Below are 18,519 nucleotides of genomic sequence, written 5' to 3'. Positions count from 1 at the left end.
TAATTAAGTTGTTGTAAAAATCAAAGCTCAGCGGTATGACTAATTATTAAAGTAATTGCTGCCTGGCTGCGTCGTACCTTTGCGACAATAGTTGGGATAGATATGAAGTATCATTACGCTTGGGTTTGGCTCGCTTTTTTGCTGGTCGGTATCAACTCTGCGTTTGCACAGCGAATTGTATTTACCGGAAAAATCACCGAAGCGGCCAACGGGCAGCCGGTGCCCTTTGCCTCGGTGTACGTGAAGGGCACCACGTTTGGCACAACCGCCGACGACGAAGGCCGCTACGAATTGAAGGTGCTGCAGCCGGTCGATTCGGTTACGGCTTCGGCCGTGGGGTTTAAGCCGCGCAGCAAGGCCGTTGGCAAGGAGCCTGCTCAAACCGTGAACATTGGCCTGCCCTCGGCGGCCATTGCCCTCGGTGAAGTAACCATCCGGCCCACCGAGAACCCTGCCTATGCCATTCTGCGGAAGGTGCAGCAGCACAAAAAGCAGCACGACAAGAAAGAATTGTCGGCCTTTGAGTTCGACAGCTACAACCGCGTCGAGGTGTCGTTGTCGGACATCACCGACCGCTTGGCGCGCCGCAAGGTCATCCGCGACATGACGGCCGTGGCCAACGGCGTCGGGAAGCTGGAGCGCAACGCTGCGGGCCAGCCCACGGTGCCGGTGTTTGCCTCGGAGGTGCTCTCGCGCTACTACGTGCGCCACCGCCCCAACCGCGAGCGGGAGGAAATCAAGCACACCCAGCTGCACGGCGTAGCGCCCAAGGACGGCACGCTGCTCTCGCAGGTGCTGGGCTCCTCGTTTCAGGACTACGACTTTTACCCCAACTGGCAGGTGGTGATGGGCAAGGACTTCATCTCGCCCATTGCCGACGGCTGGCGCCTCACCTACGACTACGACCTCGAAGACTCGGTGATGATCGGGCAGGACCGCTGCTACCAGCTCAAGGTGTTTCCGCGCCGGCCGCAGGACCTGGCTTTCACGGGCCGCATTTGGGTGACCACCGATTCCTACGCCCTACGCCGCGTCGACCTGGCGGTGGACCCCAAGGCCAACATCAACTTCGTCGACCAGATTCGGGTGTACCAGGATTTGGCGCCCTCGCCGGCCGGGCCGTGGTTGCCGCAACGCACCCGCGTGGTAGTAGGCCTGAAACCGACGAAAAAGCAAACCGGCTTGCTGGTGCGGTTCACCACCGTCAACAGCCAGTTCGAGGCGGGCCGGCCGCACGAGCTGCCGTTTTACGACCAACCCTTTGCCGCCGCACCCGAAGCCCTGAAAACGCCTGCTGGTTTCTGGGAGCAGCACCGGCCCGATACCCTGTCGGCGCAGGAGCAGCGCACCCTCGCGGTGCTCGATTCGGTGGGCAAGCTGCCCTCGGTGCGCACCTTCCTGGAGGTAGCCGATTTGGTAGTAAACGGCTACAAAGAGCTAGGCCCGCGCGGCCGGTTTGAGTTGGGGCCCATCTTCAGCTCCTACAACTACAACAACGTGGAGGGGCACCGCCTGCGCCTGGGCTTCCGGAGCACACCCGAGCTGAACCCCAACTGGCTGCTGCAAGGCTACCTGGCCTACGGCACCCGCGACGGGCAGTTTAAGTACGGCCTCTCGGCCGACCGCATTGTGGATCGGCAGAACTGGACGCTCTTCAGTGTGCGCCACAGTCACGACGTAGACCTAGTAGCCCTGCTCGATAACGACCTGGCCCTCGAGAGCCCCTTGTTCGAGGCCGCGGCGCGGTTTGGCAACATCAAGCCCGGCCTGCCGGTGTGGCGCGACATGACGAGCGTAACGGCCCAAACCGACCTGTTCCACAACTTCACCCAAAAGGTGACGCTGCGCCACCAGCGCTTCGATCCGCTCTACAACTTTGCGTACTACACCAGCGCCGACCACGGCCCCAACGCCCCCACGGCGCGGCAGTACGCGCTTTCGGAGGTGATATTCGAATCGCGCTACGCTCCCGACGAGGTACTGATTCAGAATCAGAACCGCCGCTACGCCGTGGGGCTAATGAAGTGGCCGGTGTTTACGTTTCGCTATACCCTGGGCTTGCCCGATGTGTTGGGCAGCGACTTCGAGTACCACAAATTCAACTTCACGATGACGCACAGCGTGCAGCTGGGCCAGCTGGGCCGCACCGAGTACATCGTGGATGCGGGCTACATCCCGAGCACGGTGCCGTATCCGGTGCTCAAGTCGCACCTAGGCAACGAGTCGTTCATTTACACCTCCAACGCCTACAACCTGATGCGCTACTTCGAGTTTGTGAGCGACCGGTACGCCTCGCTGCACGCCGAGCACTACTTCGAAGGCCTGCTCATTAACGCGGTGCCGCTGCTCAAAAAGCTTGATTGGCGCCTGCTGGCCTCGGGCAATGTGCTGTACGGCGGCGTAAGCCAAGCCAACCGCGACGCCACGCCGGCCATCGATGCCAGCGGGGCGCCGTTGCCTACGTTCCGGCCCCTAGGTAGCACGCCCTACCTGGAGGTGGGCTACGGCGTCGAGAACATCTTTAAGTTTCTGCGGGTCGATTTCCTGCACCGCCTCACCTACCGCGACTTGCCCGGTGCCCGCGACTTCGGCGTGAAGCTTTGCGCCCAGTTTAAGCTGTAGGCCTGCTTAAAGTTGGCGCAAGCGCAAACACGTAGCCCCGGCGCAGGTTGTACAGCTGCTGCCGGGGCTACGTGTTTGGGCTTGGCGCTTACAGCGAAAGCCGATCATAGTCGAGCTTCACATATAGATGTGATAAATCCTTGATTGTGAGCTGCAATAGTTTACGTTTGTGCTATCGGCTGCTTCAGTGGCCGCTACTCCGCCCTCACTACCCTACCTGTTGCTATGGAAACAACCCTTGCGCCGGCCCTGCCGGCTGGCTGGGCCACGCTGCTCGCCGAAACCGATGCGCTGCATCTTTTTCAGCGCTGGCTCGACGAAGCCCCGCTCGATGGCCCCGTGCCGATGACCTTGGCCACCGTGCGCTCCGACGGCCACCCCACGGCGCGCGTGGTGTACCTGCACGGCGTACCCACCGATAAAACCGGATTCCGATTTTTCACCAGTCTCACCAGCCCCAAAGCCCAAGAGCTCGAAGCCAACCCCTACGCCGCGCTTACTTTTTACTGGTCGGGGCTCGATAGACAAGTGCGCGTGGAGGGCGTGGTACACCCATTGCCGCCCGACGATGCCACTGCCGCTTTCAGCAAACGGCCTAGGGCCAACCAATTGGGCGTGTGGGCCTCGCCGCAAAGCCAAGTGCTCAGCAGCCCCGAGGAGCTTGCCGAACGCTTGCACGAAGCCACGGAGCGTTTTTCTACCCAAAAAGCCGTTCCGCGTCCACCGCAATGGGGCGGTTATGCCGTGCATCCTACCATGATCGAGTTTTGGGCTGGCAACCCCGGCGACTTGCCCAGCCGCATGCGTTTTGAGCGGACGCCGACCGGCTGGCAGCAGGTGTGCCTAGCTCCTTAACGCCAGATACGCCCACAAAGCACCTAGGCCCCGCAGTTGCGCTGCGGGGCCTAGGTGCTTTGTGGGCGTACTCAATTGGGCAGCAACTGCCCTAAGTGCTGCTTAGGCCAGTTGCATCCAAGCACCGGTATCGGGCACGGTGTAGCGCGAGCGGCGCATTTGCGAGGGCGCCACGCCAAACTTGCGTTTAAAGGCCGTGGCAAAGTGCGCCGGGTTGGTAAAGCCCACCGACTCGGCCACCTCTTGCAGCGGCTGCTCGGTGTGGGTAATCAGTTGGTGCGCTACGGCCAAGCGGCGCTCGGCCACGTAGCCGAACACGGTGGTGCCGAACAGGTCTTTAAAGCCCTTTTTCAGTTTGAAGTCGTTGGTGCCGAACTGCCGCGCCAGCTCGAGCAGGCTGGGCGGGTTGGCGTAGTGAGAGTCGAGGAAGTCGCGGATGGCGTAAAACAGGTCGCGCTCGGTGGTGGAGAGGCGGTAAAGATTGCGCGCCATTTGTTCGTGCTGCTCCACAAACAAATCCAGAAAGCGCGCCTCCAAGAACATCTTCTTCAGGGCGCCCGAGTAGGGGCACTCGGCAATTTGCTGAATGATGGCGCGCATCATGGGCGTTACGGCCACGCCATCGGGAATCAGCACAAAAGGCTCGGCGCGGCCCAGGCGCCGCTCGTGCATGCGCAGCCACTCGGCATTGCTCGTAACGAGGTTGCGAAAGAACTCGGGCGTGAGGTGCACTGAGAACATGTGAAAATCGCGGCCGCTCTGCTCGCCCTGAAAGGTGTAGTGGTTGCGGGTGGTTTCGTCGCCTACCACGTTTTGCCGGCTCGAGCCGAGCGTCATAGGGCGGCTGGCGCAGCTGCGCGAGTGCGTGTCGCCGTCGAACTGAAACAGCATGCCCACCCACGGCTTGGCCACTTCCAGCTCGGCCTTAAGCGGCTGTACCAGCTTGCCGCTCATGCTAGTTAGCTGAAAACCATCGAGGAAATAATCGGTGAATTTGGCGGTACTACCCGCGGGATTACGCCACAGCGTATCGGCCTGCACCACATTAGCGTGCTGCTGAAGCTCGGTTTGGCAGTTGTCGGTGAGTTCGGCCGTGCGGAACTCGAAGAAGGTCTCCATAGGTCACTTGCTACTACAAAGTAAGCAGCAGCAGTGGTATAGCAAGAATGAATAGCGCAAAACGGAGAACGGGCACTGCGTACAAATTCCGTTTCGCGAAAGTGGAACTCCGTTTCGCGAAAGCAGAAACGAGCCGATAGCCTGCAGATTTGCAACGAAATCGTTCTACATCCCTCACCGTTCGGCTTGGCAGTGCCGCTACACCGCACCACCACCTAGGCCCAAGCAGCCCCGCCAGCCAATCACTTCTGCAGCTATGAACTCACCGCTTCTGTCTTCCTCGAAAGTACTGGTGCCCGGCGCAGTGTTTGTGCAAGTAGTAGCCGCCGTATGGCTGCTGCTCAAAGAAACCCTGCAGCCGCGCGAGCCCCAAGAGCCCGCCTGCTCGGCCCGCTACGCCATGCTGCAGCGGCAACAGCAATGGGCCACGCGCCTGTTTTGGTTGGCTACTGTAGTGCTAGGAGCAGGTTTGCTGCTGGGCATGGCAGGGTAGGTGTTTGGGCTATAGTTGCGCGGGCAAGGCAACCTCGGCGGGCTGCATGGGGTACACTCAGGCCATGCACCCTTGTAAACGCGGGTGCTGCACCGGCCCATGAGCAACCGACACACTTACGACCTAGGCGTAATCGGCAACTGCGCCTACTTGGCGCTTATTCATCAGGATACCAGCCTGCAGTGGCTGTGCTGGCCCCGTTTCGATAGCGGCTTTGTATTTGGCAGCCTGCTCGATCGGCAGCAGGGCGGCGAGTTTACGCTGCGGCCTGCCGAGGGGGAGTTCCGGACGCACCAATACTACCTCGACAACACCAATATTCTGTGCACCGAGGTGGAGTCGGCGCAGGGCCGCTACCGCGTAACCGACTTTGCGCCCCGCTTTCAGCAGTACGAACGGTACTACAAGCCATTAATGCTGATTCGGAAGCTCGAGCCCTTGGCCGGTACGCCCCGCGTGCGGGCCGTGTGCCGCCCTGTGGGCGACTACGGCCGGCAAATGCTCAGCCCGCGCCGCTCCTCCAACCACATCAGCTTTATGGGCTTGCCCGAGGAGGTGCGCCTAACCTCCAACGTGCCGCTCAGCTACATTTTGGATGAGGAAGACTTTGCCCTCACCGAAACCAAGTACTTGGTGCTCACCTACGGCGCACCGTTAGAGGCCGCGCTCGAAAGCACCTGCGAGCGGTTTTTGCGCGAAACCACGCAGTACTGGCGCCAGTGGGTAAAAAGCACCAGCATCAGCAACTTCTACCAACCGCAGGTAATCCGCTCGGGCTTGGTGCTGAAGCTGCATCAGTACGAAGACACGGGCGCCATCATCGCGGCTACTACCACCTCGCTGCCCGAGGCGCCGGGCTCCACGCGCAACTGGGACTACCGCTACTGCTGGATGCGCGACACCTACTACATCCTCACGGCCTTCAACAACATCGGCCACTTTGAGGAGATGGAGCAGTACTTTCACTTCATCGCCAACATCTCCACGAAGGTGCGCGATAAGTACCAGCCGCTGTACTCCATAAGCGGCAACTCCGAGCTTATTGAGCAGGAGCTTTCGCACCTGGCCGGCTACCTAGGCAACCAGCCGGTGCGCATTGGCAACGATGCCTACACGCACATCCAGAACGACGTGTACGGGCAGGTGCTGGTAGCTTTGCTGCCGCTCTACGTCGATCAGCGTTTTGTTACGAAAGAGCGCGTACACTCCGAAAAGCTCATGTACGATGCCCTCTCGTTTATTGAGCGCACCATGGAGCAGCCCGATGCCGGCCTGTGGGAGTTCCGCAACCTAGCGCAATTTCACTGCTACACCTACCTCTTCCACTGGGCTGGTGCTCATGCCGCCCACAAGGTGGCCAACAACCTAGGTAACGCCGATATGGCTGGCTTGGCCGAACGCCTGATGCGGCAAGCCGGGCAAAAAATTGAGGCTTGCTTTAACCCTGGGCGGCAGGTGTACACCAACGCCATCGGCTCGCCGCATCTCGACGCCAGCACCATGCAGCTCATTATGATGGGCTACCTGCGGCCCGATTCGGAGGTGGCGCGTACGCACCTTGCCGCGCTCGAAGCCGAATTGAAAACCCCCGAGGGCTTGTTCTATCGTTACCGCCACGCCGATGACTTCGGCACGCCCGAAACGACCTTCCTCATCTGCTCTTTCTGGTACATCGAAGCGCTGGCCTGCGTCGGCCGCCTCGATGACGCCGTGCGCGAGTTCGAGAAGCTGCTCGGCTACACCAACCACCTAGGGTTATTGTCGGAAGATGTAGATGCCCGCACCGGCTCACAGTGGGGCAACTTCCCGCAGGCTTACAGCCACGTAGGCTTGGTAAACGCTGCCTATCGCATTTCCAAGAAGCTCGACGTGCCCAACTTCTTGTAAAGCAAATTCAACCGTTCCTCACGTTGTCGTTGCGAGGACGAAGCAATCCTTCCACTAGCAACACAATCGTTCAGCTAGTACCAACCGAAACCGCACCGCCCAAATCCTGTTGCTAGGATTCGGGCGGTGCGGTTTCGGTTGGTACGGGGTTTTCGGTTGGTGCTGGGTGAGGGCTTGTGCCCAGCTCAGGACTGATTGCTTCGCTTTGCTCGCAATGACAGCCGGTGCTTCCGCTTACTCAACCAAGTTCCAGAGCACCTGGCGTACTTGCTCGGGGCTGTCGAGGTGGTAGCGGGCCAGCGACCTAGGGCGGGCGCCCACCTTCACGGTGTACGCCTCGGGCGGCACGGCCCGGAAGGTGTCTTCGTCGGTGCGGTCGTCGCCCATGGCCAAAATAAAGTCGGGGCCAAACTGTTGCACCCAATGCGCAGCAGCTACGCCTTTATCAATGCCGGCATTCTTGATTTCGACCACCTTGTTGCCCTCCATAATGTGCAAGCCGCTGCCGCTGCCAATAAAGTTGAGGTGCGCCGCTAGCTCGCGGGCACGCATGGCGCCTAGGTCCGGATCGACGCGGCGGTAGTGCCACACCAGTGAGTACTCCTTCTCCTCGATAAAGGCACCGGCCGTACGGCTCACGTGCAATTCCAGAATAGGCCGAATGTCGCGCTTCCAATCGTTGCGAAGCGGCTGAATCATATGCCAGTCGCCCTCGCGTTCCTTCAGCCACACACCGTGCTCGGTAATGAAATCGAGCGGCAAATCGCCGAGCCAGTTGGTTAGCGTTTCTCGGTCGCGGCCCGAAATGATAACCACGCGGTTGCGCTTGTTAGCGGTAAGCGCCTGCAGCAGGCGGCGCAACTCTGCATCGGGGCTTACGCGCTGCGGATTGGTTTGGAACGGCATCAGCGTGCCGTCGTAATCGAGCAGCAGCAAGCGGTTTTGGGCCTGTTTAAATTGCTCGGTCATGAGCAGCTGCGCGGGCTCGTCGAGGGTGTCGGTGTTCAGAATTTGCTGCTTGATTTTGCTGTACGCCAAGCGGTTCATGAACAACTCGACCCAAGCGTGCACGTTGTAGCGCTTCACAATGGTTTGCAAGCTGGTCATGCGGCTAAGCTGCTCGTCGGCGGGCATGGTCAGGGCCTGGTACATGGCGTCGGCTACCTGCTCCATGTCGGTGGGGTTGATGATGACCGCATCCGACAGCTCACGGGCAGCACCGGCCCGTTCGCTTAGTACAAGCACACCCCGCTGATCGAGTCGGCTGGCAATAAACTCCTTGGCTACCAGGTTCATGCCGTCGCGCATCGGCGACACCAGCGCCACATCAGCGATGCGATACAGGGCGCTCAACTCCTCGAGCGGGTAAGAGCGGTAGAAGTACTGAATGGGCGACCAACTGATGGTGCGGTAGTCGCCGTTGATGCGGCCTACCAGCTCGTCAATTTCCTCTTTCAGCTCTTTGTACTGCTGCACTTGGTCGCGCGAGGGTACCACTAGCATCAGCAGCGTTACTTTGTTGTGCAACTCGGGGTGGCGCTGCAGCAGCAACTCAAACGCCCGCAGGCGCTGGGCAATGCCCTTGGTGTAATCGAGCCGGTCGATGCTGAGCACCACCTGCTGATCGGCCAGGACCTGCCGGTATTCAGCTTCGAGGCTTTGCGCTTCGGCGGAGGCTGCCACCTCAGCATACTTGTCGTAATCGATGCCCATGGGAAAGGCATCTACCATCACGGTGCGGTTGCCCGATTCCACCAAGCCATTCTGGTTGGGGCAGCCCAGCAGGCGCTCCACCGAGCTCAGGAAATGGCGCATATAGCCGTAGGTGTGGAAGCCAACGAGGTCGGCTCCGAGCATGCCTTCGAGCAGTTGCCGCCGCCACGGTACCGCCCTAAACAACTCGTAAGACGGAAACGGGATGTGTAGGAAAAAGCCAATGGTAGCATTGGGCAGAGCCTGGCGCAACATGCCCGGCAGCAGCAGCAATTGGTAATCCTGAATCCAGATGGTGTCGTCGGGGCCAGCTTGGGCAGCCACGGCTTCGCAGAACTTGCGGTTCACGGCCTCGTAGGCCTGCCAGTACGTGGGGTTGAATACGGCGTACTGCGCAAAGTAGTGGAAGGTAGGCCACAGGGTTTCGTTGCTGAAGCCCTCGTAGTAATCCCGAATTTCGTCTTCGGTGAGGAACACCGGCGCCATGCTGTCGGGACGAAGTTGTTCGGTAACGTGGCGCTCCTCGTCCTCGCTATCGAGGTACAGGCCGGGCCATCCTACCCACACGTTGTCGTCTTGCTGGTAAACCGAACCTAAACCAGTAGCCAAGCCGCCCTCGCTGGGCGAAAAGGAGAGACTACCGTCGTCGGCGCGTTTTACTTTGGTAGGAAGACGGTTAGAAACAATAATGGTACGAGGCATACGTCAGAGCAGAGCTTTTCTGCTAGTCCACTACGAACAGCGCCCCGTTTAGGGCGTGTTATTAAATGATTATTCGACGGTGATGGAGGAGCGGCAAGCAGCACCTAGCGCCTAGGCTTCTATGGTGGTACCCTAGGTATGGGCACAAAAAGAGGCAGGCCGCTCATCGTTACATGCACCAATAAGGTACATGCTAGTTGCCGCATTTGATGAGCAGCCTGCCACACTCTTTAACGGCGGGGTTTGCCGCCGGGCTGCCCAACAAATACCGATTTTGCTTGGTGACTAATACGGGTTTTGCCTCAGCGCACCCCGCAACGGTATTCCGTTACGGACTTGAACACCTCGCCCGGCTGCAACACCGTGTTGGGGAAGGTAGGCTGATTAGGCGAGTCGGGAAAGTGCTGGGTTTCGAGGCAAAAGCCGCCGTGCTTAGGGTAGGGGCGCCCTTGTTTGCCTGTAAGCGTACCCGCTAAAAAGTTGCCAGCATAGAACTGAATGCCGGGCTGATCGGTGCGTACCTCCAGGGTGCGGCCCGAAGTAGGCTCGTGCACTTCGGCCACCGTCCGGAAACCCTCGCCGCGCAACACCCAGTTGTGGTCGTAGCCGCCGGGCACTTGCCCGATTCGCTCGCCAATGGTGTGTGCCTGCGTAAAATCGAAGGGCGTGCCGGCCACGGGGCGCAGCTCACCAGTCGGGATTAAGGTATCGTCGACAACCGTGTAGCGGTCGGCGTGCAGCGTAAGCTCGTGCCCTAGTATATCGGGAGTGGCATCAGCGCCTAGGTTAAAGTAACTGTGGTTGGTGAGGTTGATGGGGGTAGCCCGATCGGTGGTGGCAGTGTAGTCGATGCGCAGGGAGTTATCAGCAGTAAGGCCATAAAGCACCGTTACCGTGAGGTTGCCGGGGTAGCCCTCTTCGCCATCGGGGCTGATGTAGGTAAGCCGCAACACTGGTCCTAGGTCTACAAGCATCTCGGCTTCCCAGAGCTGCTGGTTAAAGCCGTGCATGCCGCCGTGCAGGTGGTTAAGGCCGTTGTTGGTAGCAAGGGTGTAGGGCTGCCCATCGAGGGTGAAGCGGCCTTCTTTGATGCGATTGCCGAAGCGGCCGATCAGCCCACCAAAGTAAGGGTTGGCTGTAGCGTAAGCGTCGCTGAGGTAGCCATCCAAGCTGCCGAAACCGAGCACAATATCGCCCGGCTGGCCTTGCCGATCGGGCGCGAAAAAGTGCGTTACAATGCCGCCGTAGTTGGTAATGCGCACCTCTAGGCCAGTGCTGCTGGTGAGCGTGAACAGTTGGGCAGTTTGGCCGTTGGGCAGCTCGCCGAACGGTGCGGCCGTAATAGATGGTTGTGCCATATCCGATGCAAAGAGACCGAGCCGCTTTGTACGGGTGTTTGCTTGCTCCGGTGACACTAAAAGCACCGAGCCCCGACTGCAGGGGCAGCCGGGGCTCGGTAGTACAAATAGGCAAAGCGCCTTAGCGTTGGTTGCGCAGCTTGAATTGCGAAAACGTAGCCACGTCGCCTTCTTCGCCTTGGGCAATCAGGCCTACGCGCACGCCACGGTCCCACGGCGGCAGGTAAGTGCCATTGATAGCGAAGCCATCAGTGCGGATCGGTTCCCAGTTCAGGCCACCATCGAGGGTGTAAGAAAAACGGTAGCGGCTGCCACCCCAGCACTCAAGGCGCAAACCTAGGGTGCTGCAGGGTTCGAGCAGTACCTCGGTGAGGCGTTGCTTTTTACCCATCTTCACGTGCCAAAGCTGCAGCATGTTGTCGCCGGCTACCAAGACCAGGGCATTGTAGGGGTCGCCCACAGCACCTAGGCCGGCAAATGTGCCCTCGCCCATGGTAGTGGTATCAACCTGCACGCTGGCGGTGTAGGTAGCCGAATAGGTGCGCTGTGCCACAATCGAGCCCAAGCGGGCCGCGCTAGCGCCTAGGTGCAGTTGGCCCTCGGTTACCTCAATAGGCGGCTGCTGCGTTACAGGCCATTGCCAAGTTAAGCCTAACTCATCACCGGCAAAGTTGTCGGTCACGTTCATCAGCGTCACATCGGCCAGGGGTGCGGCTTGCGGGCTGTTATTCACGAACTCGGGCCAGCCTTGCTCGTTCCAGGTAAACTCGCTCAGCAAACCTTGCCGGCCTACAAACTCGTGGCTGTTGACGTGGTAAGCGTGGTGCAGCAAAAACCAGCGGCCGTCCTTTTCGGTAACAGTGCCGTGGCCGGGGCATTTCCACACTTCGTTATCGGTGAGGATGGGGTTGCGGTCGTACTTCTCCCAAGGACCAAGCAAATTGCGCGAGCGGGCTACCCCTTCGGCGTAGGTGCAGTACTTGCCGCAGCACGCGTTGCCCGCGTAGAACATGTAGAAGTAGCCGTTGTGGCGCACCAAAGCCGAGCCTTCTACCAAAGTACCTTCCCACGGCGTGTCGTTGCGGAACAACTCGTGACGTTTGCCTACCAGCTTCAGCGTTGCTTCATCGATGCGCTGCGCCCAAATGGGCGTGGGCTTGCCGATGCTGTTGCCGTCGTTCTTCCAGATAAGGTGCAGCACACCGTTCTCGTCGCGCACCGGAAAACCGTCAATCGAGCCGGCCGCTTCGCCAACCAGCGGTCCGTGGTCGGTGTAAGGGCCTTCGGGGCGGTCGGCGCTGGCTACGGCTACGCACAACACGCCTCCTCTCTTGCGGGCAGTGTAATACATGTATACCTTACCGCCTTCATAAAAGAGCTCGGGCGCCCAAAATTGCGAGTCGCACCACGAGGGCAAGCGGCCCGGAAACACGTGGCTTACCAACTCCCAGTGCACCAAGTCATCAGACTTAAACAGCGGGAACACGGCGCCCCACTCAGCCGAAGTGGCGCTGGCCCAATAGGTGTCACCGATCTTGGTAATCGTCGGATCCGGGAAATCTCCTGGCAGCACTAGGCGGTCGTAGCCTACCAGAGCCGGGGCTACGGGAGCCGGTGCGTCGACTCCAGAGTACATTACTTCTGGGCGGTCGACGAGCAAATCGGCGTCCGGTGTTGGGGTGTAAGCCCCGGGTTCCAATTCGAAAGACAAAGCAGGAGAAGTTTAAAAGGAAGAAATCAGGCCAAGCCGACAAGCTGCTCCAACCTGCTGCCCGGGATGCATAGCCAACTACACAAAAACACCGGGTGCAAAACGCGGGCCAGAATCAACAAAATGGTTTGGTACTTAATCAAGAAGTTTTGTTCACGCAATTCAGCGCCACCTTGGTCCAAAAGCCTTTCTGCAGCAATGAAAACGCCGAACGCAATGGTAAATCCAAGAGTTCGGCGTTTTCAACTTTTCGAAGTTATACAACGGTTCATTGCGGAACCACTATGCTTACGGTTTTTTTGCTGAATACCGAATTATCCCAGCTCAATAGGCCAAATCACCCGGTCAAACGTTTAATTAACTCTTCGCTTATATGCTGCAGCCTAGGACTTGCCTAGTGGTTGCGGCAGCATCGGCAATTGGCCACTAGTTCGGCCATACCGACGGATTACTCGTAGTTCTAGGCCGGCTGCTGCCGGTAACCATATTCCCGTTGCTATGCATGCCCAAACTGTTGCTTCTGCCTTCCAACGCCATTTTGGCTACGCCGCTCCGTTGTTGGTGCGTGCTCCTGGTCGCGTCAACCTCATCGGCGAACACACCGACTACAATAATGGCTTTGTGCTGCCAGCGGCCGTCGACAAAGCCATTTACTACGCCGTAGGGCTCAACAGCACCGCCGAAATCCGCTTGGTAGCGCACGATTTGAACGACTGCTTCACCATCGCGCTCGACCAAGTGCATCGTACCGACACACCTTGGGCCAATTACCTTCTGGGGGTAGTGGCGCAGTTGCAGAAGCGCGGACACACCCTCACGGGGTTTGATTGTGTGTTCGGTGGCACCATTCCTATAGGAGCTGGCATGTCATCGTCGGCCGCAGTAGAGTGCGGGCTGGCTTTCGCGCTCAACCAACTACTTGGCACCAATATCAACAGAATGGAGCTGGCGCACATTGCGCAAAAAGCCGAGCACGAGTACGCCTTGGTACAATGCGGGCTCATGGATCAGTTTGCCAGCCTATTCGGCAAGCCCGAGCACGTGGTGCGCCTCGATTGCCGTTCGCTCGAGTACGCTTACTTCCCCTTCGATACCCAAGCCTGCCGCATTGTGCTTTGCAACTCCGGCGTAAAGCACAGCCTCGCCAGCTCCGAGTACAACACACGCCGGCAGGAGTGCGAACGTGGCGTATCGGTGCTGCGGCAGTATTACCCCGAAGTGCAAAGCCTGCGCGATGCTACCCTCGACCACCTGGCCGCCCACCGCGACGAGCTTGGCCCCGTAGTGTACCGCCGCTGCGCTTATGTAGTGCAGGAGAACCTGCGCGTGGAGGCTGCCTGCCGCCACCTAGAGGTGCACGACCTAGAGGCCTTTGGTAAGGAAATGTATGCCTCCCACGCCGGCCTGCGCGACGATTACGAGGTAAGCTGCGAAGAGCTTGACGTGTTGGTGGAGGCCGCCAGCAAAGTGCCCGGCGTGTATGGCTCGCGCATGATGGGCGGCGGTTTCGGGGGCTGTACCATCAACCTGGTAGCGCCCGATCAGGTCGAGAATTTCATTCAGCAAGTGGGCACTGCCTACGAGCAACATTTCCGTCGCCCGCTCGAAACCTACCAGACCACGATTGTGGGTGGGGTAGAGGCGCTTAATACACCGGTGGCCCAGGCCTAGGTTCTCCTTCGTCGTACCTCACTATACAGCTTGCCTATGGCTGCCTTCGATAGTACCGAGCACCCGCACCGCCGCTTCAACGCGCTTAATGGCGAGTGGGTACTGGTGTCGCCCCACCGCTCCAAGCGCCCGTGGCAGGGCCAGCAAGAAACGCCCGATGCAGAGCAACGTCCTGCTTACGACCCTGGTTGCTATTTGTGCCCCGGCAATACCCGCGCCAACGGTGCCGTGAACCCGACCTACACCAACACCTTCGTATTCGATAACGACTTCGCGGCGCTGTTGCCCGATACGCCTGCCGGCTTCATCGACGAAAGTGGCTTGCTGCGGGCCGAAGCCGAATCGGGGGTGGGGCGTGTTATCTGCTTTTCGCCCCGCCACGACCTTACCTTGCCCGAAATGAGCACCCCCGACATCCGGAAGGTCGTTGATTTGTGGGCAGACGAATTTCTGGCCCTAGGTACCCAGCCTGATATCAACTACGTGCAGATCTTTGAGAACAAAGGCACGATGATGGGCTGCTCGAACCCGCACCCGCACGGGCAGATATGGGCGCAACGCACTGTGCCTTCCGAGCCTGCCAAAGAAACCGTACAACAGTTAGCCTACTACCAGCAGCACGGCCGCACCCTATTGGCCGATTACCTAGGTATTGAGCTTGAAAAGAAAGAGCGAGTGGTGCTGGAAAACGACCACTTTGTAGTGCTCGTGCCGTTTTGGGCCGTGTGGCCTTTCGAAACGTTACTGGTAGCTCGCCGCCCGGTGCAGGACATTACCCAACTCGCGCCCGAAGAGCGCGACGCGCTGGCCGATGCAATCCGCCGCCTTACTATTCGCTACGACAACCTATTCAACATCTCGTTCCCGTACTCAGCCGGCCTGCATCAGCGCCCCACCGATGGCCAAGAGCACCCCGAGTGGCACCTGCACATGCACTTTTACCCGCCACTGCTGCGCTCGGCCACGGTGCGCAAATTCATGGTAGGCTACGAAATGCTAGGCAACCCGCAGCGCGACATCACGCCCGAGTTCAGTGCCGATAGGCTACGCAGCCTTCCGGAGGTGCATTACAAGGCTGCCACTCAGCAATAGGCTTTCGGCACAAGTTTTAAGATTACGCAACGGACGGCGCTACCGCCGTCCGTTGTTGTTTTCCTAAGGGTGTGTTGCGGCAAGTGTAGTCACCTGGGGAGGTAGTTGCTGCCAGATACCTTATACTAGCAGCCTTCTGCATCTTTTGCTGCTTGCTATGCTCTTCTCCCGATTTGGTTTACTTCTCCTAGGTGCTTTGTCTTGTTCACGCCTCGCTTCTGCCCAGCAAACAGTTGCAGCCGATAGCCAACCGACCAGTTGGGCTAAGGATGTGGTGTGGTACCAGATTTTTGTGGAGCGCTTCAGCAACGGCGACCCCAAAAACGACCCCACACCGCAAACCATGCAGCCAGCATTTGAGGCTCCGCCTGGCTGGCGCATCACACCTTGGGCACACAACTGGTACGAACCCGAGCCGTGGGCTAAGCAGGCCAAACTCTCGTGGGGCGATGAATTGGGTTTACGGCGCTACGGCGGCGACTTGCAGGGTGTCATCAACAAGCTCGACTACCTGCGCGACCTAGGCGTGTCGGCCTTGTACCTGAACCCACTCAACGATGCTCCTTCGTTGCACAAGTACGATGCCCGCAACTACCATCATATAGATGTGACCTTCGGGCCCGACCCCGCCGGCGACCAGCGCATTATTGCCAGTGAGAACCCAGCCGACCCGAGCACTTGGAAATGGACTTCTGCTGACAAGCTTTTCCTGAAGCTGGTGGAGGAGGCGCATCGCCGCAACATGAAGGTGGTGCTTGATTACTCCTGGAACCACACCGGCGTGGGATTCTGGGCTTGGCAGGATATCCTGAAGAAGCAGAAAGCTTCTTCATTTGCCGACTGGTATCAGATTACCTCTTTCGACAACCCCGCTACGCCGGCCAGCGAGTTTGCTTATCAAGGTTGGGCCAACCTAGCGAGCTTGCCCGAAATCCGGAAGACGAACATTACTACGGAACGAAAATCAGGGAGACCATACGAAGGCAACCTCAGCGAAGGAGCCAAGCAACATATATATGCTGTCACAAAACGCTGGCTTGCTCCCGATGGCGACATAGGCAAAGGCATCGATGGCTACCGCCTCGATGTGGCCGACCAAATACCCATGGGTTTCTGGCGCGACTACCGCACCTATGTAAAAGGCATCAAGCCCGACGCCTATTTGGTTGGGGAGATTTGGTGGGAAGAGTGGCCCGATAAGCTAATGGACCCCGTGCCCTACGTTAGCGGCGACGTGTTCGACGCCGTAATGTTTTACCAAATCTATCGGCCCGCTCGTAATTTCTTTGCCAACGTCACCGAAAGCATCGACGCCAAGCAGTTCGTTGCCGAGCTGCAGGCCGAATGGAGTCGTTTGGCCAAACCCACGCGCTACGCCATGATGAATGTATCAGCCACCCACGATACGCCTCGCCTTTTAACCGACTTCTTCAACCCCGGCAAGTACAAGTATCAGGCTACCCCGCGCGACAACGCCGCCTACAAAACCGGCAGGCCCGATACTGATACCCACAACCGCGTGCGCCTTTACCTCATGCACCAGTTTACCAACGTAGGCGCGCCTCACATCTGGAACGGCGATGAACTCGGAATGTGGGGAGCCGATGACCCCGATTGCCGCAAGCCGCTTATGTGGCCGGGCATAAAGTTTGAGTCCGAAACCCACAACAACTATCAGCCCGGCGCCAAGACCTATGACCCAGTTGGCTACAATGCCGAGCATCATGCGTTTTATCAGAAGCTCGCCCGAATACGTAAGAATAACCCAGTACTAATAACTGGCGATATTGAGTTTCTGACGGCTACTGGTAAGCAACTCAGCTACCGGCGTTTTGACAAGGAGCAACAAGTAGTAGTGCTATTCAACCTAGAGAAGAACAGCCGCTCGTTCAAACTCCCGGTAAAAGGCCGCTGGACCAATTTGATGCACGGAACGTTCATCAACTCAGACCAAGTTGATCTACCTCCGCTCACGGGGATGATCTTAAGGAAATAGGGTCCTTGTCCTGATAGATAAACAGCAGCCCCGCTTCTGGAAATAACCTTGAAAGCTGGGCTGCTGTTTATGTGTATTGATTTACAGTAAGTTGCGAAATTTATTTAGAATGATGAACTTATGATTTGTCCATGGTGTCTCTCCAAAGCACCGGTAATTCGTGCCGGTTGAGGTGCTCGCCTTTAGGATACTAGAAGTCAGAGAGCAATTTTTTTCTTTAGGGGTCACCGCAATGGAACTTGCGGCAACCTATTAATAGTTAGACTCTCTGCACGCGTTGATGAGGCAAGAGAGTTGGCGGCACTAGCAAAAATCTTGCCGGAGCGCTTGCTTAAATCAGCAAGGCCTACTACTTTTGCCCTCCCTTCAGACGGAAGGCGGCGCTCAGACGCGATTCGCGGCTGGTTTTGATCACCGGGCGCCGAAAAAAAAGTTGAGCTGAGGGCTTGCGGGCGGCGGGAAGTTGCCTACCTTTGCAGCCCGCTTCAACCGGAGGCGGCCGGCAGCGAAAGGGTCGAAAAAAAATCTTCGGCTGGCTTGCCAAGCGAAAAAAACCGCGTACCTTTGCCGCCCCGAACGGAAACGCCGCTCGGCAAGCAAAAAAAGCACCACGGCTGCCGCGGGCAGTTGCGACGCCGAGACGACAGGTTTCGGCGCACGTTCTTTGAAAGACTGGAAAGACAAAAAGGTAAGTGCGTTCTGCTTTCGAGCGGAACGCGGGCAAGCGTAAAAAGCACAGCTCGTTATAGACGAGTCGGATCAGCACTCGACACGGGCGCTGCCTCGGCAGCGCCGGCAAGTTTTTTTACAATGGAGAGTTTGATCCTGGCTCAGGATGAACGCTAGCGGCAGGCCTAATACATGCAAGTCGAACGGGCGCAGCAATGCGTCAGTGGCGCACGGGTGCGTAACGCGTAGGCAATCTGCCTACACCTGGGGGATAGCCCGCCGAAAGGTGGATTAATACCGCATGACACCGCGGGCCGGCATCGGCTGGCGGTTAAAGAATTTCGGGTGTAGATGAGCCTGCGTGCCATTAGCTAGTTGGCGGGGTAAGGGCCCACCAAGGCGACGATGGCTAGGGGAGCTGAGAGGCCGATCCCCCACACTGGCACTGAGATGCGGGCCAGACTCCTACGGGAGGCAGCAGTAGGGAATATTGGGCAATGGGAGCAATCCTGACCCAGCCATGCCGCGTGCCGGATGAAGGCCTTCTGGGTTGTAAACGGCTTTTGACCGGGAAGAAAAAGCCCCTGCGGGGGAAACCGACGGTACCGGTTGAATAAGCACCGGCTAACTC

Annotated in this window: 11 protein-coding genes and 1 rRNA gene; 8 read left to right on the top strand and 4 right to left on the bottom strand. The window is 58.5% G+C overall.

Annotated features, from left to right (window positions below):
* The first annotated feature begins 102 nt into the window (after positions 1–102).
* Together ASU33_RS14135 and pdxH are read left to right on the top strand one after the other, a co-directional pair.
* Complete coding sequence (locus tag ASU33_RS14135; RefSeq protein ID WP_059071517.1) at positions 103–2,622, top strand: DUF5686 and carboxypeptidase-like regulatory domain-containing protein; 2,520 nt, start codon at positions 103–105, stop codon at positions 2,620–2,622.
* A gap of 225 nt (positions 2,623–2,847) precedes the next feature.
* Complete coding sequence (pdxH, locus tag ASU33_RS14130) at positions 2,848–3,477, top strand: pyridoxamine 5'-phosphate oxidase (RefSeq protein ID WP_059071516.1); 630 nt, start codon at positions 2,848–2,850, stop codon at positions 3,475–3,477.
* A gap of 102 nt (positions 3,478–3,579) precedes the next feature.
* Here the strand turns inward: pdxH and ASU33_RS14125 are convergent, their stop codons facing one another.
* Positions 3,580–4,596 (bottom strand): helix-turn-helix transcriptional regulator, encoded by a 1,017-nt coding sequence (locus tag ASU33_RS14125; protein WP_059071515.1) that lies wholly within the window; start codon positions 4,594–4,596, stop codon positions 3,580–3,582.
* Positions 4,597–4,852: 256 nt separating this feature from the next.
* Here ASU33_RS14125 and ASU33_RS14120 point away from each other — a divergent pair, with 256 nt between their 5' ends.
* The gene (locus ASU33_RS14120) at positions 4,853–5,089 is read left to right on the top strand and encodes a hypothetical protein (RefSeq protein WP_059071514.1); all 237 of its coding nucleotides are present in this window, start codon (positions 4,853–4,855) and stop codon (positions 5,087–5,089) included.
* A 99-nt stretch (positions 5,090–5,188) separates the two neighbouring features.
* Complete coding sequence (locus tag ASU33_RS14115) at positions 5,189–6,976, top strand: glycoside hydrolase family 15 protein (RefSeq protein ID WP_059071513.1); 1,788 nt, start codon at positions 5,189–5,191, stop codon at positions 6,974–6,976.
* 234 nt (positions 6,977–7,210) lie between these two features.
* On the opposite strand, the gene ASU33_RS14110 is transcribed toward ASU33_RS14115, so the two are convergent.
* The 3 genes from ASU33_RS14110 to ASU33_RS14100 all read right to left on the bottom strand — a co-directional run bounded on the left by ASU33_RS14110 (position 7,211) and on the right by ASU33_RS14100 (position 12,460).
* Complete coding sequence (locus tag ASU33_RS14110) at positions 7,211–9,391, bottom strand: bifunctional alpha,alpha-trehalose-phosphate synthase (UDP-forming)/trehalose-phosphatase (protein ID WP_059071512.1); 2,181 nt, start codon at positions 9,389–9,391, stop codon at positions 7,211–7,213.
* 302 nt (positions 9,392–9,693) lie between these two features.
* Positions 9,694–10,749: an aldose epimerase family protein gene (locus ASU33_RS14105; RefSeq protein WP_059071511.1), complete on the bottom strand. Its 1,056-nt coding sequence runs from the start codon at positions 10,747–10,749 to the stop codon at positions 9,694–9,696.
* A 121-nt stretch (positions 10,750–10,870) separates the two neighbouring features.
* Entirely contained in the window at positions 10,871–12,460 is a 1,590-nt protein-coding gene (locus ASU33_RS14100; RefSeq protein ID WP_286130562.1) for a family 43 glycosylhydrolase, read from the bottom strand.
* Between the two features lie 498 nt (positions 12,461–12,958).
* On the opposite strand from ASU33_RS14100, the gene galK reads away from it, so the two are divergent.
* From galK to ASU33_RS14075, 4 genes are all read left to right on the top strand, one after another.
* Positions 12,959–14,131 carry a galactokinase gene (gene galK, locus ASU33_RS14095; RefSeq protein WP_059071509.1) on the top strand — a complete coding sequence of 391 codons (1,173 nt, stop codon included), beginning with the start codon at positions 12,959–12,961 and terminating at the stop codon, positions 14,129–14,131.
* Positions 14,132–14,167: 36 nt separating this feature from the next.
* Positions 14,168–15,223: a UDP-glucose--hexose-1-phosphate uridylyltransferase gene (locus ASU33_RS14090; protein WP_059071508.1), complete on the top strand. Its 1,056-nt coding sequence runs from the start codon at positions 14,168–14,170 to the stop codon at positions 15,221–15,223.
* A gap of 157 nt (positions 15,224–15,380) precedes the next feature.
* Positions 15,381–17,219, top strand: coding sequence for a glycoside hydrolase family 13 protein (locus tag ASU33_RS14085; protein ID WP_078063153.1), 1,839 nt, complete (start codon positions 15,381–15,383; stop codon positions 17,217–17,219).
* Positions 17,220–18,026: 807 nt separating this feature from the next.
* A 16S ribosomal RNA gene (locus ASU33_RS14075) occupies positions 18,027–18,519 on the top strand; the annotation flags it as partial.

Origin of the sequence: Solirubrum puertoriconensis (genome assembly GCF_001483135.1) — a bacterium.
Lineage (GTDB): Bacteria > Bacteroidota > Bacteroidia > Cytophagales > Hymenobacteraceae > Solirubrum > Solirubrum puertoriconensis.
This window is presented reverse-complemented; position numbering and strand designations above follow the sequence as displayed.

Coding starts and splice junctions, on each gene's coding strand:
- ASU33_RS14115 (WP_059071513.1), top strand. CDS start 5,189: ATGAGCAACCGACACACTTACGACCTAGGCGTAATCGGCAACTGCGCC.
- ASU33_RS14085 (WP_078063153.1), top strand. CDS start 15,381: ATGCTCTTCTCCCGATTTGGTTTACTTCTCCTAGGTGCTTTGTCTTGT.
- galK (WP_059071509.1), top strand. CDS start 12,959: ATGCATGCCCAAACTGTTGCTTCTGCCTTCCAACGCCATTTTGGCTAC.
- ASU33_RS14105 (WP_059071511.1), bottom strand. CDS start 10,749: ATGGCACAACCATCTATTACGGCCGCACCGTTCGGCGAGCTGCCCAAC.
- pdxH (WP_059071516.1), top strand. CDS start 2,848: ATGGAAACAACCCTTGCGCCGGCCCTGCCGGCTGGCTGGGCCACGCTG.
- ASU33_RS14125 (WP_059071515.1), bottom strand. CDS start 4,596: ATGGAGACCTTCTTCGAGTTCCGCACGGCCGAACTCACCGACAACTGC.
- ASU33_RS14120 (WP_059071514.1), top strand. CDS start 4,853: ATGAACTCACCGCTTCTGTCTTCCTCGAAAGTACTGGTGCCCGGCGCA.
- ASU33_RS14090 (WP_059071508.1), top strand. CDS start 14,168: ATGGCTGCCTTCGATAGTACCGAGCACCCGCACCGCCGCTTCAACGCG.
- ASU33_RS14110 (WP_059071512.1), bottom strand. CDS start 9,391: ATGCCTCGTACCATTATTGTTTCTAACCGTCTTCCTACCAAAGTAAAA.
- ASU33_RS14135 (WP_059071517.1), top strand. CDS start 103: ATGAAGTATCATTACGCTTGGGTTTGGCTCGCTTTTTTGCTGGTCGGT.